The sequence below is a fragment of the Mycobacterium deserti genome, assembly GCF_025345615.1.
GTDB classification, from domain to species: Bacteria; Actinomycetota; Actinomycetes; order Mycobacteriales; family Mycobacteriaceae; genus Mycobacterium; species Mycobacterium deserti.
This window is the reverse complement of record NZ_JAODWD010000005.1, coordinates 49324-74982: the sequence shown is the minus strand read 5'-3', so window position 1 is coordinate 74982 and position 25659 is coordinate 49324. Positions and strand designations below refer to the sequence as shown.

Genomic DNA, 25659 nt, shown 5'->3' with positions numbered 1-25659 from the left:
CAGCACGGGCCCGAACGGTCGCGCCGTGCGTTCCAACGTCACCGGACCGAGACCATCTAATGAGACGTCCTTCGCATGACCACTGAGCAGCCAACCGCGACGACGAGGTGGCGTGAATATCGGTCGAGCAACCCGCTTGTCGCTGCGACGCGTAAACGTTCGCCAGCACACTGCTAGTTGAGCCGCCTGTTCTCACCACCAACCACTGGCACACCTCAGAGCACCGCCATAGAACCAGCCGTAACAATCGTGCGAATCGCGGCTTACCGGTCATCACGACGCACAAACACATCTGCGTACGTTCGCGCCTCGTAGGAGTGGCGAAACTGCTCTGTGGCCGCCCTTGGGCGCCGCTCTGCGATGTTTGACCATGGCGGGCTGCGGTGTGAGCCTTCGTATAATCGTCAGGCGCATCTCTTCGCGAAGCTGCACTCACTAAAGCGGTCTCTGCGCGGTGCGGCATTGTCGCCGCTCGCGACAGCCGACAGCCATAGCGAGTGCGCGGGCGCGTGCCGGCACGAATCCGCTCATCACGAGCGGTTTCCAATCCCTGTCAGATCTCCGGCATTTGGGCGGATACTGATCGGCAGCGCTGACTTGCTTGTATGGAACAACGGCTACGTAGGGCATCGATGACCTCGGACAGACATGTCTGTGGAGGCGGCGCGCTCCAGCATGAATACTTGCGCCGGTCCGTCGTTGGCCTAACAAGGCCTTAGTCCATCGCTTCGCCGAGACGCCATTGCATCCGTACCACGCCATACCCTCTTGAGCCGCGAAGTCGGGAGGAACCTCTAGCGCAACAGATAAGCTGATCGCCAGCAGATTGATCTCTATGTTGACAGGGTCGGCCACTAGCCGGCTGCTGCGATCGTCAACGCGTCGCCGCAACCGTAGACGAAGACCTAGAACCATGTGGGCCGCATGTCTACTGTCGTCCGGTCCTTGCTGCGCAGAAGTGCTAGCTGCGCACCGGTTTTCGGTAGCTCGTAGCGGAAGAAGAAGCTGCCCGCCTGCCGTTTACCGTCGAAGAATTCGCCGTCGCGCGCGCCAACGACGCACAGCAACTGCAGCCAGATCCACGCGACCACGATATGGCCGAATGCCTCCATATAGATGGCGCTGTTAGCCAACGACACTTCGAGATCGTCGTGCACCAGCAGAACCTCGGTAACCGACAGGAGATCTGTCCACGCAGCTGTCAACGCAGTTGCGTGAACCCCCACTTCTCCCCCGTGAGCCGCCGCTTCGGCAATCGTATTCCGCACGGCGGAATCGAGAACCGCCAGACCGGCACCGTCTAGTTGACCGACTTTGCGCCCCAGCAGATCAAGGCTTTGAATTCCGTAAGTACCTTCATGTATCGCGTTGAGTCGGTTGTCTCGGTAGTGCTGCTCAACGTCGTATTCACGGGAGTATCCGTAACCTCCGTGGACCTGAATCGCCAGATGGTTGGCTTCCAGGCACCACTGAGATGGCCAGCTTTTCGCTACGGGTGTGAGAACGTCGAGCATGAGCTCGGCAGACACGCCTTCGTCCGGTGATAACGGGCTCTGGGCAATATCCACCAGCCGCGAGCAGAACAACGCGAGGGCCATAGCGCCTTCCACGTATGACTTCTGCGCTAGGAGCATGCGCTTGACGTCCGCGTGCTCGATGATGGCGACCGGCGCAGCGGACACACCAGCGGATTTCGCTGCTCGGCCTTGTCGCCGCTCTTTCGCATACGCGACCGATTTTAGATAGCCGGTATAACCCAAAGCGACTGCGCCCATGCCGACAGCCAGTCGCGCCTCGTTCATCATGTGGAACATGTATTTCAGTCCGTAATGGGGCTCACCGACCAGGTATCCGATCGCACCGGCGGCGCCTCCTGGGTTATGTGCCCCATCCCCGAAGGCCAGAACAGTATTGGTTGTACCTCGGTAGCCCATCTTGTGGTTGAGACCGACTAAGGTCACGTCGTTGCGCTGATAGGTACCATCGGCAGCAACGACAAATTTCGGGACGACAAACAGTGAGATCCCTTTAGCACCAGCTGGACCACCTGAGATCTTGGCCAGTACCAGGTGAACGATGTTGTTGCTCAGTTCATGATCTCCGCCGGAGATCCACATTTTCGAACCGAAGAGGCGGTAGCATCCTCCCTGTGCCGGCTCGGCACGCGTCGTGATGTCCGCCAGCGACGAACCAGCTTCCGTCTCTGATAAGCACATCGTGCCCAGATGCTCACCTTTGAGCATGGGCTTCACAAAGGATTCAATCTGTTCCGCTGAGCCGTGCGCCATTAGAAGGTTCGCGTTCGCCGCGGTGAGCATGAGGTACGCATAGGTGCTGACGTTCGCCGCCGCGAACCATGCCAGGCCAGCGTCTGCCACTGTCCTGGGAAGTTGGGACCCGCCTACCTCGTAATCCATTGTGATGCCGAGGAGATCGGCGCCAACGAACGCATCGAGCGCCTGCTTAACCTCAGGAATCACCGTGACTGACTCGCCGTCGAACTGCGGCTCTTCGGCGTCGCCCTTCTTGTTATGAGGCGCGAAGTAGCGCGCCGCGACATCTTCACACAGATCGAGAAACGCACTGAAGTTTTCATGTGAGTGCTCAACATATCTGTTCCGACAGGGCAGGTCGTGTGCCTTCAGCCAATCGAACAGAAAGAAATCAATGTCCCGTCGGGCTAAGAGCGGCACTGTCACAGCGTTATATCCATTCGGCCTTCTTCACCGATCAACTTTGATGCTTCATCGCGGCACATCGCATAATCACGTGTCGCCGTGAGGAAACGCCGGATGCCTGTCACTTCGTTGACTCGACCGCACTTCGGATCGGCAAGCCATCATGGCTTTCGCCGTTGACTTCGAATCTAACCCCGACATCCCACGGGCGACCTTCTTCCGGGACTGGTGCAAGGATCGCGAGATGTGTCTCGATGGTGTTGCCCTCGTTCCATTGGCGATGCGGCACGCCAGCCGGAAGTATCACCAAAGTCTGCGGACCGACCACATGGCGTTGCAGTGCCACCTCCACTGTCAGCTCGCCCTCGAGAACCAAGTAATACTGGTCGAATTCGTGAATGTGAGTGCCTGGCCCGGACTTACCGGGTTCAATCTCGGCGACGCTGATGACGATGTGATCGGACCCGGTCACCGGCGCTGCCAGAGGTGTCATTCGGAATCCGGGCATCGGCTCGCTCGTCTCAGCGTCTTGCCTTGCTAAGACGTAGCCGCTTTGCCGTGCACGAAAGTCCGCGGGGACATCGGCTGGGCTGTCTACGAAGTACACGATCGGCTCAACCGGAGACGGTGCGGGAACAATAATTTCGAAGTGCGTTTCGCTGCCTGGACCATCGTTCCAGTTGCAGTGCGCGGTCCCAGCCGGAATGAAGACCAGCGAGCCAGGCCCGACCTGATGGATTTGGTCCCCGAGCCGAACGTTCATCGACCCCGACATCATGTAGTAGACCTGATCAACTGTGTGATAATGGAGCTGCGGTCCGCACCCGCCCTCGCCGATGTGACTCGCCAGCATCATCGCGCTTTCCAACCGGCTCAAGATTTGCGCACGATAGTGCGGGAACCCTGTGTCATAGGTCTTTGCGTCGTCAAACGGGCGTAGATATCGCATGGTTGGCGCAAGCTCTCTCTTGAAAACTGTTCATACACGTCGTGTTGCGTCATGGCCGGTGATGCCACGCCAGGGCATCAGTGATCTCTCAGCCGAACCGCCACGGGCTCGACGTCCTGTTTTATAGGAGTATATAACTACATATCAGGATTCACGTCAACGGCACCTACTGCACCGATGCTCCCGTGGACTCGGGCCACACGCAATCGCCCACGCGCCCCTCCTTCGGAAGCGTTTGGACAGACCGGCGGCGTGTCCTGTATAGCAGGATGGGTATCCTACTATGCGGGAGTCCGGCGAACCGGTGTGTGCCTTGGCGCCGGGACGTTATGGGCAACCGAGCGGCAGAGGATTGCCGACTCGCGGGCGAGCATCGTCGCCGGCCTGATGAGGCGCGGTTTGTCGATCTGAATCACCGCCGAGTAACTGTCGAGAGGGTTTGCACGTTGAACGTTGCATACGACTTCGGGGGCCAAACGGTCGTCGTCACGGGTGGTGCCCAAGGGATCGGGCTAGAGCTAAGTCGCTTCTTTTGTGACGCTGGAGCCCATGTCTTCATCGTTGACTACGACCAGGCCGCAGCCAGTAGGTCAGCCGCGGCTATCGGCGCGATCGCCATCGGCGCAGATGTCAGCAAAACTGATGAGGTCGACTTAGCCGTGCGCCAGATCATCTCGCATACCGGGCGGCTCGACGTTCTAATCAACAACGCGGGAATCCTGCGCGACAAGATGCTTTGGAAACTGACTGACGACGACTGGGAACAAGTCATGGCCATCCACGTCGGCGGAACCTCCCGCATGACCCGTGCGTGTGTCGCGCATTTCCGTGCCCAGAACTTCGGTCGCGTGATCAACGTAACTTCTTACACGGGGCTGCGCGGAAACATCGGACAGGCGAACTATGCGGCCGCCAAGGCGGGCATCGTGGGATTTACGAAGACTGCGGCCAAGGAACTAGCGCGATTCGGCGTGACGGTGAACGCGATATCGCCGAACGCCCTGACCCGCATGGTGTCGTCCATTCCGGAGGACAATAAGGCCGAGCTCACTGCTGGCATTCCGATGGGACGGTTCGCAGATCCACGCGAAATGTCTTTCGCAGTAGGGTTTCTTGCGTCCCACGAGGCGGGCTACATAACTGGAACTGTGTTACCGATCGACGGAGGGATGTCAATCTAAGGCGAGGGGTTCGGCCTCTTATCGTAGTGCAGCACCGCTATGTCCTCCACTGCCCGAAGCCAATGAACAGGCGCAGAGCCCGCCTGGTGACACCGGAGAGCTCGACCGCGAAATCGATCATCGCGGTGAAGGCAAACCGAGTGCGCCGACTCGCGGCGATGCCACCTGTGTGGCAACGATGTTGGGTGCGTCCGCAGGCATAGGTGAGACGGTAAGCATTCGCGCCGCCGGTGGACAATCGAATCTGTCCAGAGACTTCGTCACCACCAGAACCGTGATGAAGCCAGACTGTGGCCGCCCTGACCCCCAAGCACCTACGGCGGCCGGAACCGTGCGTGGCACGTGGGGAAAAGCGGTCGCGGTGTTCCGCGCCATTCCCTACAACCACCCGTCGGGCCGACCGCTTCGCGCGGTCGGCCCGACCCCCACGCTTGGACGGCGTCCGAGACACGGTCAGTTTGGGCCGCCGGCGCCCCAGTCCGGCGTTGGACGCTCTGGCATCGACACTGGCTGGCTGGTCCTCGGACCTGGTTAGCGCGGGTTTGCCCGTCATGGTCTGGATTCACTGCGGACGCCTTCTGGAGGGCCTTCGAACTACCGCGTCGGCGCGGACGGCGTCGCCCACATCGACAGCGCCCCCGAACAACCGCGGGCCTGCTCGACCAGGTCGCCGCCCTGCAATGAGTGCAGGACAACATCGCGGCTTTGGCAGACACCGCCGCAAACGTAATCGTCTTCCGTCAATCCGCCGGCGGCGGCAGCGTCGCTGCACTGCTCACCATGCCGACCGGTTCGGGACTGTTCCAGAGCGCGATCACCTGAAGCCTGCCAGGCACGTGCTTCACCGAGGATTTCGCCGCCACGAGCTGCACCCGAATCGCCGCCGAACTCGGCGCCCAGGCGACAGCCCTGAACTGCAACGCTTCTCTTTATGGCGCACTGGTGACGGCGAGCCAGGCGTTGCTCACGTGGATGCCCACATTCGCCGAGTCATTGGGGCCCAAGGGCGCTCACACCCACACCCTTCTCGCCCCCGTCGTCGAGGGCGACGCCCTGCCCGGCGCGCCGTGGCGTTCCCGTCGAAGTCGCGGAACAACGAACGGAGCTTCAACTTTCGACCCGGTTCTGGAGCCTAAGCGCGGAAAGTCTCGCATCCATCCGAGGGTCACCGTCGATGATGTCGACCTTGCGGACCTCGGTCAGGCGGCGGCCTCACGCTGCCTCCCAGTGCACCTGCCGCCTTCAGTCTTGTCGGGGTGTCCTACGGTGACCGCCTCGCTGGTAAACAGCCGATCTGCGCTGACGATGCTCCACCTAGATATCTTTGGTTTGTATGCCGTAGTGGTTTCTACGGAATCGAACTACGTCGCCCCACCGACCTTCAATTGCGTCGGCGAACGCAAAATCGTTAGGTTCAGCCAACTTTCGTAGCTCAGCCACACTCAACCGATCAGGATCGGGGAACGCCTCGCGGAAGACAAGGACGCCGCCAGGCTTGATGACGCGCGCCAGCGACCTGAGGCAAGCAGTCTTATCGGAAACCTCTCCGATCACCTCAGCCAAGAAAGCGACGTCGAACGCACCGTCTGGGAACGGCAGCTCAACATCAGCTTCACCCACGTGGTAACCCACATTGCGATGACCTGCCCGCTCGAGATTGCGTCTCGCCCTATCCAGCATCCCGGGCTGTATGTCGAATAAATCGAGATGGCCACGCGGCAGGCGGCCCGCCAACGGGACGCTGAAGAATCCGGGTCCTGGGCCCAATTCGAGTACGTGCTCGTGGCCATCAAGTCCGATCTTGTCGATCGTGGAATCCGGGCGCTCGAGCGCCCGCCGGATCGGGTTATTCAAGAGAACCGATGCCCAATGAGGGAAGGGAAACCTACCGATAACAGTACGCGTCTGCGATAGCACGCTGTCGATCATTCGTCTTGGCAAAGAGGTTCCTTTCTCCAATTTCCCACCGGCGCGGGGCACCCGCTCGACACACGGCCGCCCACGACGGCAATTCGACGGATTACAGTTGTTGACAATCAATTAGGCACAATCACACTGGAACCCAGTATGGCGGCGGCCGTCGGTCAGGTCCAAGACTTTGTGCAGCACGAACCGAGTCTCCCGATGCATTGATGCCGCTTGCTCCGAGGATGGGCGGGGGAGGCTCCAGCCGTCGGTCCACGTTGCGGCAGCGTGGTTGACGGTCATCTAGCGGGAGTTGTCGCCGAATTTTGAGCCGACGAAGCCACCTCCGGAGGCCCGCGCCATCGTATGCATAATGTATCGTGAGTGATACCTTGCGCGCTTCTCCCTCGTTGGGTTCTCGACGAGCCGAGCCGCTGGGTTTCGCGTGTCATTTTCCAGAGAGAATGGAGATACGGGATGACGGGGAACGCTGACATCCCACGCGTTGTGTGCGCAGTACGCGACATCGCAGCCTCTGCAGATCAGATCTTCGAGTTGATCGCCGATCCAGCACAGCAGCCCCGCTGGGACGGCAACAGCAACCTAGGCGGCGCCGCCGACGGACAACGCGTACGCGCGGTCGGCGAGGTTTTCACGATGACGACCACGTCAGGCAACATCCGTGAGAATCATGTCGTGGAGTTCGAGGAAGGTAGGCGCATCGCTTGGATGCCGGCCGACGCGGGCAGCGCGCCGGCCGGACATCTATGGCGCTGGGAACTCACGCCCATAGACGCATGGCATACGCGAGCCATCCACACCTACGACTGGACTGCGCTCACTGACCAGAATCGATTGCAGCGAGCAATGGCCACGACGACCGTGATGCTGCGGGCATCGCTTGACCGACTCGCAGACCTGGCCGAGCACCAGCGGTGACCGCCGGCGCCGACTATTCAACGGAAGACATGGCTGCGGTCGTAGTCGAACCGAACCTGGCGGCGGCCGTGGACATCAATGGTGCCACAGCGGCCTGAGAGGCCCCCAACTCGTGCGCAACCCCGTCCGTAATGGGGTGATCATGCTTGATGAGCTCGGTGACCTTATCATCAAGGTCCCGAAGCCGCAGGGCCGAGCCGATGGCCTGCGCGCTAAGCGAATGTATTCCTACCCTCGACCGATCGACGCACCGTGACAGGCGCCGTTCAAGCGCCTGACGGACACTCGCCATGGACGCCCCGCGAGGCCGAACTACTTAGCGCAACAATGAAAATCGTCAGGGAACGCGGATATGACGGACTGACGCTCGATGCCGTAGCGGCCACCGCGAAAGCCAGCAAGGCGACCATCTATCGGCGTTGGCCAACGAAGGCGGAGCTAGTGCTCACTGCTTTCACAGAAGGATGCCGCTCCACCATGGCCGCGCCCGCCACGGGCACGCTGCGCGGCGACTTGCTACGAATCGGCGAGTTGGTGTGCGCGCAAGCAAGCGCTATAGGTGCGCTGACGTTCGAAGCGTCGCGCAACCAAGACCTTCGTAATGCGGTTCAGGGCCTGCTCCTCGACCACCGGAACGCGCTGATTGGTCTTGCTCTCGACAAAGCCATGAACCGCGGCGAAGTCCCACAAGGTTCAATCGGCGAAACCCTTCGAGACGTGCTGCCCGGCTATCTCCTATTCCGGTCCGTCATCTCGGGGCGCGCTCCAACGCGCACAACTCTCGAGTCCCTTATTGACGAGGTAATCGTTCCAAGTCTCACCCAGGGCGACTAGGGCTCGCTCGCCCGGGACAGCGAACGCCGGGATGGTCAGGCGTCAAACGAACTCTCACATCCCTCTATAGCCCAGGGCACGATGAGCTTCGACTGAATGAGCGAACGGCGGCTTTCGGTGACGCAGTTGAATTATGCATAACGCATTGACGATAGATCCCGGGTGTGATGTGATGGGCACGGTCGCCGCTGCCTGGCCCGACAAAGAATGCACCCCGTAGGGCCGACTCTTCGAAAGTCTCAAGCGAGTTCGGATACCTTCCGAACAGTTCGCGGCGATCGCTTTCCCTATGACGAGGAGGCGGCGATGCCTACGACTGATCAGGAACTCATGGATACGATTCTGCACGCGGAAGTGGTCGGCTCATTGCAACGCCCGGCCGACCTGATCGCCGCGCGCGCACAACTGCGCGATGGAACTCTCTCGGCCGAGGCTTTCCAGAAGATCGAAGACGGCGCCGTCGACAATGCGCTGAAGATGCAAGAGAACGCAGGACTGGAAGTTCTCACCGACGGTGAGATGCGCCGGGACAACTTCATGGACTTCTTCTTCACCGGTATGAATGGTCTCAGTGAGGTTCCTTCGACCGCGATGACGTTTCATGGCAAGGATGGAAGCGATCAGGCGTTCGTTTTTCCGTTCACGGTCACCGAAAAGGTCACGGCCCGCGAGTGTCCCGGCGTTGCCGAGTTTCGCTACGCCGCGGATCGCACCGACAAGCTGATCAAAGTCACCCTTCCGAGCCCGATGCTGGCGGTGGGTCTCTACGCGGAAGCGTCGCGGGACGTCTATCGGGATCCCTACGACTTCACAGCGGACGTCGCCGACGTCCTCGAGCAGTGGATGATCCAGTTGGCCGATGCTGGATGCCGCTACATTCAGATCGACGCGCCCGAGATGGCAACGGTCTACGTCGATGAGCGTGCGCGGGCTCAGTTCGACGCCAACGGCATACCGACGGACAGGTTCCTGTCCGTCGGAACCGAACTGCTCTCGAAACTCGGCTCTCTCAATCTGCCTGGAGTTCGCAAGGGTATTCATGTCTGCCGTGGTAACGCCACTGGCGGCTGGCTGGCCGAGGGAGGCTACGGCGAATTCACCAAACAGGTATTCCAGCGGTTGGACGGATTCACGGTTTTCCACATGGAGTACGACGACGAACGCTCGGGCGATTTCGCTCCCCTTACCCATCTGCCTGATGACAAGATCGCCGCGCTGGGGTTGATTTCCACCAAGCGAGCTGACCTCGAAGATGCCGATGAGTTGGTCGCGCGCATCGAAGACGCTGCCCGCTTCTACCCCAAGGAGCAGTTGGCTCTCGCACCGCAATGCGGCTTCGCCAGCGAGGCCGCCACGGCCGAGGATCGTCACGTCCTACCGACCACCGAGCGCGACAAACTGCAGTTGGTGACGTCGGTCGCCGAAAGAGTCTGGGGCTGAGGCTCAGCGCCCGAACCCTGATCCGGTGCTGTTGATTCACGACGTGATCGTGTCCTCGAGCTTGCGGCCGCGTCGTGGCCGGGAAGGCCGCGACTAACCCGGATACGCCTGCGGGCGGGCCGCTCGTCACCTCCAGCGCAGTCAGGCAATTAAGGACCGATGTCAGATACCCGGCGGCGACGACGTCGTGCGCGTCGATCAATTATCTCAACGGTGTCGCGTTCGTCTGCCCGGTGCTGTCGACGTTTCGTGCGGTGAAAGGTTCAGCAAGCTGCGGGGGCGTTACGGCTTCTGAACGGCGTGCAGGACATCGACAACGTCGAGCAGCGTGTGATCGACCTCGATTGGGAAGGGCGGCATCTGATGTGTGCCTTCGGTGGCCTTTTGCATCACCGCGAGATCCTCCTTCGTTTCATACTGGAGGTACTCCACAATGGTGGTGTTGTCGGCGCTCCGGTGAAGCGTGCAGGCGACGAATCCCGGTCGGCCAAGCTGATGCTGACTGGATTCAACGAGGATGTTCTGCAGGTCTTCGATGTGAGCGGGGTCTACCCGGAAAGTGACGAGCAGCGTCGCGAAATTGCGGCTAGGATCGACGGTCATCTTTCAACCTCTCTGGTTGTTGGTTACCTGCACACTGCATATGCGGTTGCCCGGCGTACGTCTTTTCACAGGAGCTCTTTGGAGTTGGTCCAGTACCAAGCGGATCCGCTCACCACGGAATGACCACCACAAGAACACTCGCCACGACGTTTCCGATCACGAAGTAGGGAGCATTGAGCAGTCCGTAAACCAACGGACGGGGAAATAGCGGATTGATCGCGATGTTGAAAGCCATGGGCACCAGAAAGCCCACACCGGTGACCAAGCCGAACACTATTGCACCGCCGACCGTGCCGATGCCGAGCGCGCTGATGAAAAGGGCGTCCGCTACGACGACGACAAGCGCGCACACCAGCGGGCCGGCATAGAAGAGGGCGCCGCCCGCTCGCTCGTCGTTGGACTGGTTCTCACGGCCGATCGCGTAGGCGTACTGCTTGGGAAACAGCACGGCGAAGTAGATCCCACCGAGTGCCCCGAATGCGGTGGTGGCTACGACGACGCCGATCCAGTGGACGTCTGCGAGATGGCCTAACACTCGTTTCTCCTTCTAGATTCCGTGCGGACGACGTCGATGTTGGAGCCCTTGCTGCCGACCGTCGGCGCGAACGCCTAGCTCTTGGGCGCGATGAAGCGCTGATCGAGTGTGCCGAGGTGTTCAACCCAGCTACGCAGATGCTCACCAACCTGGAGGAAACGCTGTGGCTTCCGTGCGACACCGACCCCTGGCGGCGTTCCCGTGAAGATGACATCGCCGGGGTAGAGAGTCAGCAGCCCTGACAGGTAGGCGACCAGCTCGGGGACCGGATAGATCATCAGCCCTGTCGTGCTGTCCTGGACGATCTCCTGGTCGATCTCGCAGCCGATCCGTAGATTGTCGCGATCCTCGAGCTCGTCCGGCGTCACCAGCGTGGCGCCCAGCGGTGAGAACCCCGGCAGCGACTTGGCCAGGCTCCACTGCGCTGAGTTGCCGTGCAGTTGTAGGGCACGCTCGGAAAGATCTTGTCCGACAGTCAGTCCCGCGACGTAATCCCAGCCGGCTTCGGCCGGTACGTTACGCGCCGTCTTCGAGATCACCGCCACCATCTCGACTTCCCAGTCCACGGTGCCTGGCGGCAATTCCACTTCAGTGACCGGACCCGAGAAGGAGCTGACGAACTTGGTGAACACGATCGGCTTGTCGGGAGCCTCTTCGCCGGCCTCGGCGGCATGCTCACGATAGTTCAGCCCGATGGCGAAACACTGCCGCGGCGACGGGACCGGCGGGCCGGCCTTGTCCGGATCAAAGGGTTCGGTGGCCTCGGTGACCGTCGCCGCCCACGCGCGGAAATCCGCCCATTCTTCGTAGATGGCTTGCGGGTCGGAAGAGAACCTGGCGTCACTGCTCTTTTCAACGTCGACGACACCAGAACCGACCAGCAATTTCAACCGACCATCGACATTGGCGATACGCATGCTTGCTACTCCTTGAATTCTCTACAGTGCCAACACTTCTGGACTGGCCAGCCGCCAAGCCGCCCTGAGCTCGCAGGAGATGCACGGCGATGACGGTGGCCACGGGCTCGCAACGCACCTGCCCGCGCAGCCCATTGCTTGCACGTTACGGTAACATCGCTGATTGCACAATGCATAATCCATAAGTATGTTGGCCCGGGAACGCCTGGTGCCACGCCGGCTTAGCAGCGGCTAGCCGACACGGCGCCGTCCCCTGCTCATCCACCAGACTGCTACCGCTCAGGCGAGGAGATCTTGACTTGCCAAGAGGACTCGAACGCGCCGACCGATCAGCGACCCTCTTGTCCGTCGAAATCAATGTTTTCGCTGTGCGCATCACGCTCGCGCTTTCACATCGCCTCGTTCCCACGGCACTTCGATTCGCGAGGGAGGCAGCACCGATAGCTGAGGCGCCGCGAGCCGGCATGCCTCAATTGGAGGGTTGATCCGCCTGCGTGTGGTGGTGTTGCTCGTAATGCTGACGCAGGAGGTCCTTGCCGTAGTCGTTGCCGTTCGGCGTGCGCACAATCGTGTGGGTGTGGAACGGTTCGGCTTCGTCGTTGTCGAAGAAGATTCCACCGTGGTTGTCGTACTCGATGAGGATGACCGGGCTGTGCAACTTGTAGTAAAACGGCCCGTGCGGATCGTCGCCTCCGATCCAGGCGAACCAAGACTGCGACAACCAGCGGTCCACCTCATCAAATTTGGCCTGGCGCGGCCCGTTGGGAAGCCGCTCCAGATACGGCGCGACGACGTCGCGTAGTCGTGCACGCTGCTGCTCCGATAAGTCCTTTGCCGGCAAGCCTGTATAAGGAATTAGACGATTATCCTGACCCGCTCCGGAGAGGTGTCTTCCATCGATCGGTCCGGCCAAGTCATGCGGTAGGTCTTGCCTCAGAATCGACGGGTACAGCGTCGCTTGAGCGCGTTGGCTCGGCGACAGCGACGCAAAGAAGTCGTATCCGACCGCCCGCTCAGCGGCCAGCACCTCCGTGCCGGCAAAGGAACCCGATTCCGCGAACCACGGCTCGGCTCCCATGAAGGTCGGCGTCAGCACTATCTGCCCGCCGACGAACACGCAGTTGATGTCGAGGTGGTGTCCGGAGAGCTGCCAGCCCCATGGCTGGCTCGTATCGGGCTCACCGAAGATCGTCAGAAAGTACATCCATTCGGTCAGTGTGTCTGCGTAATCGTCGACCAGCTCGCCGCATGTGCGGTTCAGGCGCATCACACCACGAGCCGTCCGAAATCCCGCGTCGCTCAGGCTGCATTCCATCAAACGCATTCCAGCGTTCCTGGCGTCCGAATCGACTTCCTGAAGACAGACTCCGGTAGGCTCCCAGTCGGGGAAGGCATTCGACCATTTCCGCCATGCCGACGAATCCAGGGGATGCAGTGCTGTCGCACGCACGTCACTGGGCAACGACGCCAAGAAGCTGCGAGCAGCCGCCGCCGCCGGCGCGCAGTCGAAGCCATGGTCTGCCAGGGCATACAGGCCGGCAATCACGTCACCGTCGGTGGTTATCCCTCGCCACGGCTGCTCTGCATTCTCCGCAATGGCCGGCAACGGGTAGTCCCCGATGAGTGTCCCCAGCGCGGTCAGATCACCGGACAGGTCCATCCGGCCGGCACGAACCGGAATCAACCCTTTTTGCCGTGGCCCGAAGTGGCGCAACCGTTCTCGCGGCCACGACATCGCCGGGGACGTGCCCTCGACGTCGCCTGCCGCCGTCCTAGTGTCACTCATGGCGTCTCCTCGCCCCGTTGGTCGGATCACCTTGGTCTGCCAGAACGACAATCCGCTGGCACTCGAACGTCATACCGAGGTCTACACACCCTGCCGGATCGGAAATCCGTAGCTCTCCTTGCCGTTTAGGTGGAAGTCGATGCCCACGTCCCAGGGCCGACCCTCCTCAGGCGCCGGGATGATGATCGACAGGTGCTTTTCCGCGACCGCACCGTCGTTGTACTGACGATGGGGCACACCGGCCGGCAGGATCACCAACGTCATCGGACCCACGACGTGCTTCTGCAGCGCGACCTCGATGGTCAACTCCCCGTCGAGAACGAAGTAATACTGGTCGAACTCGTGCACATGGGTACCGGGGCCGCCCTTTCCGGCGTCGACCTCGGCGACGGTGACCACCGCATGATCAGAACCCATCGCCGGCGTGGCCAGTGGTGTCATCCGGAAGCCCGGCATCGGCTCGGTGGCCGCGTCCGGCACGGGAGTCAGGACATATCCCCGACGATTGGTCCGACGTTCGACGGGCACATCATCGGGACTGTCGACCGGGCACATCAGGGGATCGACCGGCCTGGTCTGGGGAACCATCATCTCGAAATGTGATTCCTCGCCGGGCCCGTCGTTCCAGTTGCAGTGTGCCAGCCCGGCGGGAATGAACACCACCGATCCGGGCCCGGCAATGTGCACCTCGTCGCCGAGTCGCACATTGGTCGTGCCCTTGATCATGTAGTAGATCTGGTCGACGTAGTGGTAGTGCAGGCTGGGGCCACACCCGCCCTCGCGGATATGGCTGGCCAACATGAGACCGCTCTCCAGATTGGACAGAATCTGCTGACGGTACCCACGAAATGGCGTGTCGTAGGTCTTTTCCTCGTCCAGCGGACGAATGAACTCCATAGCAGCCATCCAGCTGCCCCCTCACTGTGGTTGTGACACAACGCTTTCAAGCACCACTCGACCTTCAGCTCCAGCCGGCCGCGACGGCAGAGTCGTCATTCGCCCCGCCGCAGTCCGACGTCCTCGCTCGAATGTGCAATGCATTATGCATTAACCTTACAGCAGCCCGTCGGGCAGTTCCACGAAAACCCGAGGGATCGGTGCAATCGCAGGCGCCCTGACAGCCTGGACGAACGAGCGTCCACCGCCCTCTGCACCAGCCAGGAGGTTGTGATGGCCGAACCCACCTTTGCGCTGTACGCGCTGCGTTACGGAATCAATCACGGCTGGGATGCATCACGGTCATACATGCCCACCAGCAACTTCGTTCCGCACGAGCGAGACCATCGCCTCTTCTGTTACTGCTGGGTGGCCCGATCGGCCGACCGCACAGTTCTGATCGATGCCGGCTGCGACGAGATCACCGCCGCAGCCCGGGGGGTGACTTTCGAACGATCGCCGCTGGACTCCCTCACCCTGATGGGCATCGATCCAGCTGACGTCGACGACATCATCCTGACTCACCTGCACTGGGACCACGCCGGTAACCTGTCCTCTTTTCCCAACGCGCGAATCCACCTGCACCCTGAGGAATTCCGGTTTGTGACCGGACCCGCGATGCAACACCGCTACCTGCGTCGGCCGTTCGACACCCGCCAGCTGCAGGACGTCGTCGAGCTCCTCTTCGAAGGGCGGGTGAGCTTCACCGGAAGCGAAGAGGAACTCGCACCAGGACTGAGCATCCACCACGTCGGCGGACATACGCCGGGCACCCAGATCGTCCGTGTGGCAACCAAGCGTGGGTCCGTCGTCCTCGCCTCCGACGCCCGGCATTTCGCACGCAACGACTGCGGATGCGACGCAACCGGGGTTCCTTTTCCCGTCGTCATCAGCGTCGACGATTACTGCTCGGCCTCGGCCACGATCGACCGCATGGCGCCGGGGCCCGATCACATCGTGCTGGGCCACGACCCCGAAACGGCGCTTCGCTACCCCACTCTGGACGGTGATGAACTCATCACCAGGCTCGATGTGGCACCGACGCCCCAGCACAGCGGGGCGTGAATCAGAGCCGAGCCGCCCCGCACATTGACGATTATGCATAATGTCACCTATCGTCGAGGGTTGCATGAGCTGACGGTGGAGCGCCACCACCGAACGCACGAGAAGGGCTACTTCCTTGCGTGGATTCGCATTCCGCGGCGACCGACAGATCGCGCTCCTGACCAAACCCACCCCGGTTTGCGGGCCACGCGAGGTTCTTGTCCGCGTGCGTGCGACTGCTGTCTGCGGATCCGACCTGCACTACTACCGCCAATCCGCGCAAGAACGCCGCGCGGCAGCTGACTTCTATTGTGGCCACGAACCTGTCGGCGTCGTCGCAGCGGTTGGCGCTGACGTCCGAACGGTCTCACTCGGGGACCGGGTCGTGGTGTACCACGTCGGCGGATGCGGACACTGCTCCGCGTGCGACGGTGGCCGGTTCAAGGACTGTCCGCAAGCGCAGCAGCACGTCATGCAGCGCAGTCGCGACGGCGCCAACGCCGAGTTCGTAGTCGTCCATGAGCGCCAAGCGCTGCCGCTGCCCGATTCAGTGAGTTTCGAGGCAGGCGCCGTCCTGGCATGCAGCTTCGGTACGGCGTGGGCCGCGGTCAAGCAGACGAGCGCACCCCCATCGTCACTCGCGGTGTGGGGTCTGGGCCCGGTTGGCCTCAACACCGTGGTGATCGCCAACCTGATGGGGTTGCGGACCGTCGGTATCGACCTGTCTGGCGAGCGACGCGAGGCCGCGGCCGAGCTCGGCTGCGAGGTGGTCGACGGCTCAGAACCGGAGCTTACCGACATACTGCTCGACCGTACCGACGGCGCGGGATTTAATACGGTCATCGAGACGACCGGTGCGACCGCGGTTCACCACCAAGCAGCCACGGTCACACACCGAGGAGGCACGATTGTCCTCGTCGGACTCGGTGCGAACAGCTCGATAGGGCCGACGCGCGAGATCATCCTGCGCGAACTATGCGTAAGGGGCTCATGGATATTCGGCGTCAGAGACTGGCCCGATATCCTCGACTTCGTCCTGCGCAACGACATCGACCTGATGCGGACAGTGGACAGGGTTACGTCCATCGAGCACTTCCGCGACGCCATGTCCGACGCCGATCAAGGCAGCATGGCCAAGATCGTATTCAGCTGGCCACCAAACGGGTTGCCGGACTCCCTGTCGCACGATCCGATGACGAGCCGCACCACCGAACCACCGAATATCAACCTACGGAGCTCGTAATGACGACTTACACCACCAATCTCCTTGATTTCTCTAGCAAATCAGCAATCGTCACCGGCGCCGCATCAGGGATCGGCAGAGCCTGCGCGCGCTTGTTGGCCCACGCTGGCGCTGAGGTGGTCGCGCTCGACGCCGACGCCGCGGGCCTCGAGAAGTCCTACGCAGAAGTCGACAACGTCACGACCGCTGTCGCCGATGTGGCGGACCTATCAAGGGTGCAGGCCGCCGTCGGAACCATGGCGTTTGATGTTGCGCTCAACGCAGCGGGAGTCATGATCCGCAAAGACCTCACCGAGACATCGCCGGACGACTGGAACCGCGTCATCTCGGTCAATCTCACCGGGTACTTCAATGTGCTCAAAGCGATCGCCCCCCACATGCCCGACGGGTCGGCCATTATCCAGATTGCCTCGATCACAGCACATCTCGGATACCGCTATCCGGCCTACAGTGCGACCAAAGGCGCAATCCTCGCGCTCACCCGACAGCTGGCACGAGAGCTGGGCCCGCGCGGCATCCGGGTGAACTCGATCAGCCCCGGCGTCATCGTCACCGGCCTCAACGACACCTATTTCGCCGATCCCGAGCACGCCACACCGACCATTTCTCAGACCCCGCTGTCGCGGCTCGGTGCACCGGAGGACATTGCCAACGTCGCGCTGTTCATGGCCTCTCCGCTGGCGTCGTTCATCACAGGTGAGGACATCCTGGTCGACGGCGGACTCGGAAGCACCGCGCACTTCTGACACCCCGAACGCGTCGACGCGCGCCAACGAATCGAAGGAGTCCCGTGTCCCCCCTGACCTATCCGATGGTGATCGGCAATCACCGCCCGCCGGTCAATCCCGACCGCGCCCTGGAGGTGCGTAGCCCGCTCAGCGGGGACCTGCTCGGCCTGGTTTCCGATGCCACACCGGCCGAGGTCCACGACGCGGTAAGCGCCGCACAGCATGGTTTCGACGAAACGTGGCGGTACGCCACCGGCTCGCAACGTGCCCAACTGATGCACCGCCTCGCCGACCTAATCGACATGCACGCCGATGAACTCGGTGGCCTCGAGACCGCAGACAACGGCAAGCTGTTACGCGAAACGACGATGCAGGCACGGTTTGCGGCGCGCAACTACCGATTCTTCGCCGGTATCGCCGACAAGCTCACCGGACGCACCATCCCGATGGACAATCTGTCGACATTCGACTACACACTGCGCGAACCCGTCGGCGTCGCGGCGCTGATCACCGCATGGAACTCCCCCATGCAGCTTCTCGCGAACAAGCTCGCGCCCGCGCTCGCCGCAGGAAACTGTGTCGTGGTCAAGCCGTCAGAGCTGGCGCCGCGCAGCACCATTCGGTTGGCAGAACTCATTGAAGAGGCAGGCTTCCCGCCCGGAGTCTTCAACGTCATCACGGGCGGACACCAGGCCGGTGCCGCGCTGACTGCTGACGCCCGGTTAGGGCTGATCAGCTTCACCGGAAGCGTTGCCACCGGTCAGGCGATCGCCGCGACCGCCGCCAAGAACCTGGTGCCGGTCACCCTTGAACTCGGTGGAAAATCGCCGAACATCATCTTCGATGATGCCAACCTGGATCGCGCGGTCATCGGTGCGGTGGCGGGAATATTCGCGGCCAGTGGTCAAACCTGCATAGCCGGAAGCCGATTGCTGGTGCAGTCGAACGTCTACGACGAAGTGGTCGAGCATGTCACTGAACGCGCTCGCACCATCCGGGTCGGTGATCCGGCGCTCGACACGACGCAAATGGGTCCGGCAGCCAATATGGCCCAGCACAAGCGAATACTGAGCATGATCGAGGTCGGCCTGTCCTCGGGCGCCAAGCTCGCCTGCGGGGGCGGCGCGGTCCGGGATCCCGAGCTGCCTGACGGCCTGTTCATCGAACCAACTGTGTTCGTTGACGTCGATCCGGCCTCTCGCATCGCGCAGGAGGAAATCTTCGGCCCGGTGTTGTCGATCATCCGATTCGACACCGAAGCCGATGCGATATCGATCGCCAACGGCACCGAATTTGGCCTGGCTGCGGGTATCTGGACCGAGAGCCTCAGTCGCGCGCATCGAGTTGCACGCGAACTTCTCGCCGGCATGGTGTGGGTCAACACCTACCGCTCCAGCGCTGCACAAGCTCCCTTCGGAGGTGTCAAGAAGTCGGGATACGGACGCGAAAGAGGACTTGAGGCAATCGACCCGTACCTGCGGACCAAGAACGTCATGGTTGATCTCTCGGACTCTGTGCGCGACCCGTTCTCGATCCAGACCTAGAAAGGCATATCTCAATGACCAATTCCGCCAATGTCATCGGTCAGTGCGGCCTCGGCAACATGGGCTTCGCCGTCGCCACTCGGTTGGCGACCGCCGGTCCTGTCTTGGCCTACGATCCCAGTGCCGACCGTCGTATCGCCGCCGACGAGATCGACGGTGTCACCAAAACTGACTCCATGGAGTCCTTGCGCGGCCTGTCATCGGTTGTGTTGTCGCTGCCGACGCCCGCGATCTCCTTGACGGTTTGCCGACAGCTCAGCACGATCCTTGACGACGGCGCGCTGGTGATCGAGACCAGCACGGCCACCCCGGCCGATGTCTTGGAATGCGCGGGAGTCCTCAACGCCAAGGGGATTGGGTTGGTGGACGCCGCGATCCTTTCCGGTGTCGGACTGATGGCTGCCGGTAAGTCGACACTGCTGGTCGGCGGTTCGCGCGCCGACCTCGCACGCGCCGAGCACATCCTCGAGGCGCTCGCCCCCAACCGGCAAGTGTTCGGTGAGCTCGGCGCCGGGTCGGCGGCCAAAGTGGTCAACAACGCTGTCGCACACGCCGTCATGGTCGTCCTCGTCGAGGCAATGGCCATGTCCGCAGCGAGCGGGATCGACCTTGGCATGATCGCGCAGATCCTGCAGTCCGACGATGGCGGGCTGGTTCGGCCGCTGACCCACCGTGTGATGGAGCGTGTCGCCAGCGCTGACTTCGATGGCGGCATGCCGATGGAAGCCGCCCGCAAGGACTCCGTGCTCGCCCTGAAGATGGCCCAGCATTACGATCTTCCGCTGTTCGCCATCCAGGGCGCTCACACCGTTTACGAGATCGCCGACCGTACGGGACTTCGACGTTTGGATTACTCGGCTTTGGCGACGCTCTGGGAGGAATGGGCGGGGATTTCACTTTCCTACGCCCAGCCGACTCAGAGGTGAGGCATGGGGCTTCGCACAGGGAGTGATTCCGTGGCCGCCGAGGCCTGGCCGAGCCGCTCGAATCGTTCGGTCCGATCACGCAGACGCGTGGCGGCAGGTATCCGGGAAGCCACCATGACCTCCCGCTGGATCGCCGCGGAAACTCGGATGCTGAACCGGTCTGGTTCCAGGCCGGCGTCCGCAGTGTCGGCGACAATGTGATCGATCGCGCCGCAACGGAGCAGGTCGGCGGCGCGAATACCCTGTCCTGCAACGAGTTCGGCGGCACGCCCCGTTGTCCGATGCAGGATTGCGCTTGCACCTTCGGGAGGCAGCGGACACAGCCATCCGTCGTGCGCCGCGAGGATGCGATCGGCGGGAAGCAATGCCAGTGCTGCACCGCCGGTCCCCTGCCCCAAGAGCACTGACACCGTCGGTACCTCCAGTGAAAGTAGATCGCGGATACATCTTGCGATCTCACCAGCCATCGCACCCTCTTCGGCACGCCGGGACAGTTCTGCGCCGGCGGTGTCGATGACCGTCACCAGCGGCACACCCAGTTCTTCGGCCAGTTGCATCCCCCGTCGCGCCTGCCGAAGCGCTGCAGCGGCGGTGCTGTTCGATCTGCGGTCCTGGCCCACCACGACACAGGACACCTTACCGAATCACGCCAGCGCGACGACCACCGACGGATCGGCCTCACCCGCTCCGGTGCCGTGCAAGAGAACCAACTGTGCTGCAGTATCGAGCAATTCCCGTACACCCGGACGGTTCGGATGCCTGGTGGACAGAACCGACGCCCATGCGGACCCCGCGTGGTTGTCGCTCGGCACGGACGGCACCATCGGACTGTCCATGGTGGGAGAAGGATGCGACACGATGTCGAGAATGCGGGACACGACGTTCGCCAGTTGGTCGGCGCGATATACACCATCGATGAGGCCGCAACTGTACAGGTGTTCGGATGTCTGAACACCCTGCGGGAACGGGGTTCCCGTCAGCGCTTGGTAAACCCGCGGGCCCAGGAACCCGACGAGCGCGCCGGGCTCTGCCAGCACGATGTGCCCCAGCGAAGCCCACGAGGCGAAGACCCCGCCGGTCGTCGGATGACGCAGGTACACCAAGTAGGGCAGCTGCGTCGACTTGAAACGCTCCACCGCCGCGGTGATGCGGATCATCTGCAGAAACGCTGCCGTTCCCTCCTGCATGCGCGTGCCGCCGGAGCAAGGGGCGACCAACAACGGCAGCCGCTCGGTGGTAGCGCGGTGAATTGCCGATGTGATTCGGTCACTGACCGCTGATCCGATGGAGCCGCCGAGAAAGGCGAATTCACTCACCACCATCGCGACCCGATGGCCGTTGATGACCGCGCTCCCGGTCATCACAGATTCGTCGATTCCGGCCCGCGCGGCCGCCAATACCAGCTCAGCGCGATACTCGCAGCCGCTCGCTGCAGGCTCGTCCAACGGCTCGTCCCAAGATCGCCAACTGAGGGGGTCAGTGACCTCGTCGATCAACTGCCGAGCACTGAGACTTGCGGGCCTCGTCATGTCTTGAATGGCTGCGGCGACTCCAGGAGGTCGTTGTGCGCCCCCAGGACGGGCGGCGCCGTGTGCCGCGTGCGGGTGCGCTCGCTGCCGTCGGTGTCGAAGAACCGCAACGGTGGCCCGGGTAACCGGATCGGTCCCAGGGTCTTGTGGTCAACGTCGATCAGCAGGCCCTGCGACAGTGTCTGTTCCCACTCGTAGACCTCAGAAATTGATCGAATTCGCCCGGCCGGCACGCCGATTGCGTCGAGTTTTGCCAGGAGTTCATCAGACGAGTACTGCAGGAAGACCTTCTGGACGAGTTCTCGCACGGCCGCAGCGTTCTCGACGCGTTCCGGATTGGACGCCATGCCGGGTGCCAGGGCATCCAGACCGAAGCCTTCGCAGAGTCGGATCCACAGGTTCTCGCTGCCCACGGCGATCTGCACTGCGCCGTCGGCGGTGTCGAAGAGTCCGTAGGGACAGATTGACGGGTGGTGATTACCTGTGGCCTGGCCGACCTGTTTGGCCACCGTCCACCTAGTTCCCTGAAAGGCGTGCACCCCAACCATCGCAGCCAACAGTGAGGTTCGTACCACCTGCCCCTTTCCGGTGTGCCGGCGCTCATGCAATGCGGCAAGGACGCCGAAGGCGCCGTACATGCCGGCGAGCAGGTCAGCGATGGGCACTCCGACGCGCTGCAGGTCAGCCGCCGAGGATCCGGTGACGGACATGAGACCGCCTTCGCCCTGGGCGATCTGGTCATAGCCAGCACGACATGCCTCTGGGCCGTCGTGGCCGAAACCACTGATTGACAGCACCACCAGACGCTCATTGAGTTCAGCAAGCCGACGCAACGAAAATCCGAGGCGATCCAGCACTCCGGTGCGGAAGTTCTCGATCAAGACATCGGCCGAGCGGAGCAGTCTTTCCAGCGAGTTTCGGCCGTCAGGGGACTTCAGGTCGAGGGTCACCGATTTCTTGTTGCGATTTGCGCAGAGGAAATAGGTGGATTCGCGGCCACCGTCAGACGCGTCCACGAACGGGGGACCCCAACCGCGGGTGTCATCCCCCCCGTTGACGTTCTCCACTTTCACGACTTCAGCACCGAGGTCACCCAACATCATTGCTGCGTGCGGTCCAGCCAAGGCTCGGCTGAGATCTACGACCACTAGCCCGCATAGCGGCCCACGGCTATTCCCCTCAGACCTAGTTCCGCGAACGCCAGCTGTCATCGCCGTGAGTTTTCCTTCGCTGCATCGACTTCCAGGGCGTTCTGATAGATCGCGAGCAGTCGGAATATCCAATGAACGAACTTGGTGTACGGGGCGATCGCAAACGCCACCAGCACCGCGGCTAGGTGAATGACGAGCGTCGTGCCGAAGAGCGCCGTGGTGCGCAGCACCAACACCAAGAGCCCAGTTACATTGAGAATCAACAGCGCCCAGAGGAAGGCGTAGTCAGCCCGCCACATGCTCGAGATGGTCTGGTCGCGTGCGCTACGTCGTTTGATCGCCATGAGCGCGATGCAACCCACCACTTGCATCACTCCGCCGACTGTCCCGCTCACTACGGGAACAGACAGATAGGGATAGGGCGGGTACATGCCTAGGACGTTTTGCTGGAACGCCGCCGCTGTCGTCGACAGCAGTGTCAAGCCGAAGCCATAGACCACCATCTGGTGAAACACACGACGCGCGCGCGACGGCGCATCTTTAGGGTATGCACATCCGTCGTCTGCGCCTGCCTGATGGCGTAGCGTCGCCGCTTGTCCAAGCGCAGTCAACCAAGCCCGCGCATTGAACAGGTGCCGAAACTGACCGTGGGTGAAGCGCCAGTAGTTCAGCGCGGCGCAAAACAGCACGACGACCGCGAATACCGCTGGGGCCGCAGCTACCCCGATGAGCACCCAATGCTCGATGAAGTCGTATGGTGACCCCACCCCAGCCCGGAAGGCCGCGCCGCCGGTGGTGAGAATGCTCAACGCGATCAGCAGGGCGCTCACACCGACAAGCGCGCCAACCATTGCCGCACGGCCACGCAGCCATCGTGGTCGAGGACTCGGCCATACGAACCGTTCATAGGTTTCGTGACGGACCTGAGCGAACAATTCCGGTGGATTGACCGCGAACTCATGCGGCGGCGTGTACATGCAGGCCACGTAGCAATCGCGGCAGTCATGGCAGAGATTTGCAAGGTGGGTGACGTCGGCCGGCGTCAGGTCGACCCGCCGTTCCAGCGCAGGCCAGACCGGACAATAGCCTGCGCAGTAGCGACACGAGTTGCAGATGTTCAGCTGACGCCGGCCTTCTGGGAAGGAGCTGACCGGAGGAATCCCAAGATCAACGGTCGCCATTGAGCGCCGCCTCTCTACCCGCGATGCGTCCCCACACCGTTCCGATGGTCATTCCAAAGCCTGCCATGTATCCAGTTGACAAGATGTTTCCCGACATGATTTCGCCTGCTGCATAGATGTTTTCGAACACCGATCCATCGACCCTTTGGATTCGAGCATCGTCGCGGACCTCGACACCCATGTATGTGAAGGTGATACCGGGACGCATCGCTATTCCGAAGTATGGCGGTGTGTCCAGCGGCAACGCCCAATTCGACTTCGGCGGTGAGATGTCAGTTGTTGCAACACCATCCAAGCCGGCCGGATCGAATCGAGCGCCGGCGTCAGCCGGAACGGCGGCGTTGAAGGCTTTGACCGTGCGGGCGGCCGCGGCGCCGTCGATCCCCATCTGCCTACCGACTTCATCAATGGTCGGTGCGGAGTACGCCCCATACATCGGCGGCAGAAACATGTTCTGCACCTTGGAATCCCAGAAGCTGTAGGCGATCTGATCGGGCTGGCGCGCGATGTTGCCGCCCCAGATCGCGTATCTCTTGGGCCAGACGTCCTCGCCCTCATCGTAGAATCGGTCGCCGTGCTTGTTCAGCACAACACCGAACGGGATCGAGTCCAATCGGGTGGCGATGCCGCCGTCGAACTTCGGGCTTCGCGCATCTACGGCGACCGAGTGAAAGCCACGCTCCTCCCCGGCAGTGGCTGCGCCGACTTCGAGCAGCCGAGCCAGCATGGACCCGTCGTTGGTTTTGGGCCCACGGATGTGGTAGTTGAGCGCGGCATCGCCCCAATACCGGGACAGCCATTCGATATTGGCTTCGAAACCGCCGCTTGCGACGACGACGTTCTTCGCGGTGACGCGGGCGTTGGTCTCGGCGAGATCGACGTTGATTCCGGTGCAACGTGTTCCCTCGAAGTCAAGGCTGTCTACCCGCGCTTCGTAGATGATCTCGATGCCGGCTTGCTCGGCTCGCCGATAGTACGAGTTGATCAATGCCTTGCCGCCGCCGAGGAAGAACGTGTTCGTGCGGCCGAGATGCAACGTTCCGGCGAGCGCCGGTTGGAATCGCGCACCGTGTGCAGTCATCCATGGTAGGACCGACTCCGACTCGCGCACCGTCAGGTCTGCGAGTGCCTCATTGCTCGGTCCACGGCCGACACCACAGAGGTCCTTCCACAATTCACTGCGTGCATAGGCGCCGGTGTTCCACGCACTCGCGTCGTCGTGCACGCAGCGGATGTTTCGCGTGTGTCGGCTGTTGCCGCCGCGGAAGACCGGGTCGGCACGCTCCAGCAGCAAGACCCGAGCGCCGTTTTCCCGCGCTGACAACGCGCTTACCAGTGCGGCATTGCCGCCACCGATGACAACGACGTCCCATGGCCTGGTCAGCAACTCTCGCGCCCTGGTCCCGCCGCCCGGCATGGTCACCTCGTCGTCATTTCAATTCCGTCGGCGGTAGACACCGCCTCTGTGCATGGTACATTATGCATAGTAGATACGCGGTAGTGGTCCTAAGTTCTGCTTCGGCCCACCCCCAACTTCAGCCGATTGGACACCTGAAGTTCAAGCGGCCTCTCGCATCTGCAAATTCGATACCAGAAAGAGGCACAACTCG

Annotated in this window: 21 protein-coding genes and 1 pseudogene; 10 read left to right on the top strand and 12 right to left on the bottom strand. The window is 61.9% G+C overall.

What is annotated here, in order from left to right:
• Positions 1-905: 905 nt before the first annotated feature.
• Together N4S67_RS20180 and N4S67_RS20175 are read right to left on the bottom strand one after the other, a co-directional pair.
• On the bottom strand, positions 906-2699 hold the full coding sequence (locus tag N4S67_RS20180) for an acyl-CoA dehydrogenase (protein WP_260994805.1): 1794 nt from the start codon (positions 2697-2699) through the stop codon (positions 906-908).
• Positions 2700-2799: 100 nt separating this feature from the next.
• Positions 2800-3555, bottom strand: a complete 756-nt coding sequence (locus tag N4S67_RS20175; RefSeq protein WP_260994804.1) for a cupin domain-containing protein — start codon at positions 3553-3555, stop codon at positions 2800-2802.
• Between the two features lie 518 nt (positions 3556-4073).
• On the opposite strand from N4S67_RS20175, the gene N4S67_RS20170 reads away from it, so the two are divergent.
• Both N4S67_RS20170 and N4S67_RS20165 read left to right on the top strand, forming a co-directional pair.
• Positions 4074-4808 carry an SDR family oxidoreductase gene (locus tag N4S67_RS20170; protein ID WP_260994803.1) on the top strand — a complete coding sequence of 245 codons (735 nt, stop codon included), beginning with the start codon at positions 4074-4076 and terminating at the stop codon, positions 4806-4808.
• A 684-nt stretch (positions 4809-5492) separates the two neighbouring features.
• Positions 5493-5630: a hypothetical protein gene (locus N4S67_RS20165; RefSeq protein WP_313959968.1), complete on the top strand. Its 138-nt coding sequence runs from the start codon at positions 5493-5495 to the stop codon at positions 5628-5630.
• Between the two features lie 492 nt (positions 5631-6122).
• Here N4S67_RS20165 and N4S67_RS20160 read toward each other — a convergent pair whose 3' ends face one another.
• The gene (locus N4S67_RS20160; RefSeq protein WP_313959977.1) at positions 6123-6734 is read right to left on the bottom strand and encodes a class I SAM-dependent methyltransferase; all 612 of its coding nucleotides are present in this window, start codon (positions 6732-6734) and stop codon (positions 6123-6125) included.
• Positions 6735-7190: 456 nt separating this feature from the next.
• Between N4S67_RS20160 and N4S67_RS20155 the strand changes: the two genes are divergently transcribed.
• From N4S67_RS20155 to N4S67_RS20145, 3 genes are all read left to right on the top strand, one after another.
• A complete protein-coding gene (locus N4S67_RS20155; protein WP_260994801.1) occupies positions 7191-7652 on the top strand; it encodes an SRPBCC family protein in 462 nt (153 codons plus the stop codon).
• Between the two features lie 252 nt (positions 7653-7904).
• The gene (locus N4S67_RS20150; RefSeq protein WP_260994800.1) at positions 7905-8486 is read left to right on the top strand and encodes a TetR-like C-terminal domain-containing protein; all 582 of its coding nucleotides are present in this window, start codon (positions 7905-7907) and stop codon (positions 8484-8486) included.
• A gap of 306 nt (positions 8487-8792) precedes the next feature.
• Positions 8793-9926 carry a cobalamin-independent methionine synthase II family protein gene (locus N4S67_RS20145; protein ID WP_260994799.1) on the top strand — a complete coding sequence of 378 codons (1134 nt, stop codon included), beginning with the start codon at positions 8793-8795 and terminating at the stop codon, positions 9924-9926.
• Positions 9927-10208: 282 nt separating this feature from the next.
• Here the strand turns inward: N4S67_RS20145 and N4S67_RS20140 are convergent, their stop codons facing one another.
• From N4S67_RS20140 to N4S67_RS20120, 5 genes are all read right to left on the bottom strand, one after another.
• A complete protein-coding gene (locus N4S67_RS20140; protein ID WP_260994798.1) occupies positions 10209-10529 on the bottom strand; it encodes an antibiotic biosynthesis monooxygenase in 321 nt (106 codons plus the stop codon).
• 109 nt (positions 10530-10638) lie between these two features.
• Positions 10639-11064, bottom strand: coding sequence for a DUF1761 domain-containing protein (locus N4S67_RS20135; RefSeq protein WP_260994797.1), 426 nt, complete (start codon positions 11062-11064; stop codon positions 10639-10641).
• A 74-nt stretch (positions 11065-11138) separates the two neighbouring features.
• Complete coding sequence (locus N4S67_RS20130; protein WP_260994796.1) at positions 11139-11981, bottom strand: fumarylacetoacetate hydrolase family protein; 843 nt, start codon at positions 11979-11981, stop codon at positions 11139-11141.
• 469 nt (positions 11982-12450) lie between these two features.
• On the bottom strand, positions 12451-13641 hold the full coding sequence (locus N4S67_RS20125) for a DUF3500 domain-containing protein (RefSeq protein ID WP_260994795.1): 1191 nt from the start codon (positions 13639-13641) through the stop codon (positions 12451-12453).
• Positions 13642-13848: 207 nt separating this feature from the next.
• On the bottom strand, positions 13849-14673 hold the full coding sequence (locus N4S67_RS20120; protein ID WP_260994794.1) for a cupin domain-containing protein: 825 nt from the start codon (positions 14671-14673) through the stop codon (positions 13849-13851).
• A 264-nt stretch (positions 14674-14937) separates the two neighbouring features.
• Here N4S67_RS20120 and N4S67_RS20115 point away from each other — a divergent pair, with 264 nt between their 5' ends.
• The 5 genes from N4S67_RS20115 (at position 14938) to N4S67_RS20095 (ending at position 20188) form a co-directional block, all read left to right on the top strand.
• Complete coding sequence (locus tag N4S67_RS20115; protein WP_260994793.1) at positions 14938-15768, top strand: N-acyl homoserine lactonase family protein; 831 nt, start codon at positions 14938-14940, stop codon at positions 15766-15768.
• A 115-nt stretch (positions 15769-15883) separates the two neighbouring features.
• A complete protein-coding gene (locus N4S67_RS20110) occupies positions 15884-16990 on the top strand; it encodes an alcohol dehydrogenase catalytic domain-containing protein (RefSeq protein ID WP_260994792.1) in 1107 nt (368 codons plus the stop codon).
• Positions 16990-17736 (top strand): SDR family NAD(P)-dependent oxidoreductase, encoded by a 747-nt coding sequence (locus N4S67_RS20105; protein WP_260994791.1) that lies wholly within the window; start codon positions 16990-16992, stop codon positions 17734-17736. The genes N4S67_RS20110 and N4S67_RS20105 overlap by 1 nt, the downstream gene beginning before the upstream one ends.
• Before the next feature lie 44 nt (positions 17737-17780).
• Positions 17781-19262: an aldehyde dehydrogenase gene (locus tag N4S67_RS20100; protein WP_260994790.1), complete on the top strand. Its 1482-nt coding sequence runs from the start codon at positions 17781-17783 to the stop codon at positions 19260-19262.
• 14 nt (positions 19263-19276) lie between these two features.
• A complete protein-coding gene (locus N4S67_RS20095; RefSeq protein ID WP_260994789.1) occupies positions 19277-20188 on the top strand; it encodes an NAD(P)-dependent oxidoreductase in 912 nt (303 codons plus the stop codon).
• On the opposite strand, the pseudogene N4S67_RS20090 reads toward N4S67_RS20095, so the two are convergent.
• From N4S67_RS20090 to tcuA, 4 genes and pseudogenes are all read right to left on the bottom strand, one after another.
• Positions 20179-21717: pseudogene (locus N4S67_RS20090) on the bottom strand (carboxyl transferase domain-containing protein). The gene N4S67_RS20095 and the pseudogene N4S67_RS20090 sit on opposite strands and share 10 nt — an antisense overlap.
• Positions 21714-22928, bottom strand: coding sequence for a CaiB/BaiF CoA transferase family protein (locus N4S67_RS20085; RefSeq protein WP_260994788.1), 1215 nt, complete (start codon positions 22926-22928; stop codon positions 21714-21716). The pseudogene N4S67_RS20090 and the gene N4S67_RS20085 overlap by 4 nt, the downstream one beginning before the upstream one ends.
• A complete protein-coding gene (gene tcuB / locus N4S67_RS20080) occupies positions 22925-24049 on the bottom strand; it encodes a tricarballylate utilization 4Fe-4S protein TcuB (protein WP_260994787.1) in 1125 nt (374 codons plus the stop codon). The genes N4S67_RS20085 and tcuB overlap by 4 nt, the downstream gene beginning before the upstream one ends.
• Positions 24036-25466, bottom strand: coding sequence for an FAD-dependent tricarballylate dehydrogenase TcuA (gene tcuA / locus N4S67_RS20075; RefSeq protein WP_260995267.1), 1431 nt, complete (start codon positions 25464-25466; stop codon positions 24036-24038). The genes tcuB and tcuA overlap by 14 nt, the downstream gene beginning before the upstream one ends.
• Positions 25467-25659 lie beyond the last annotated feature (193 nt).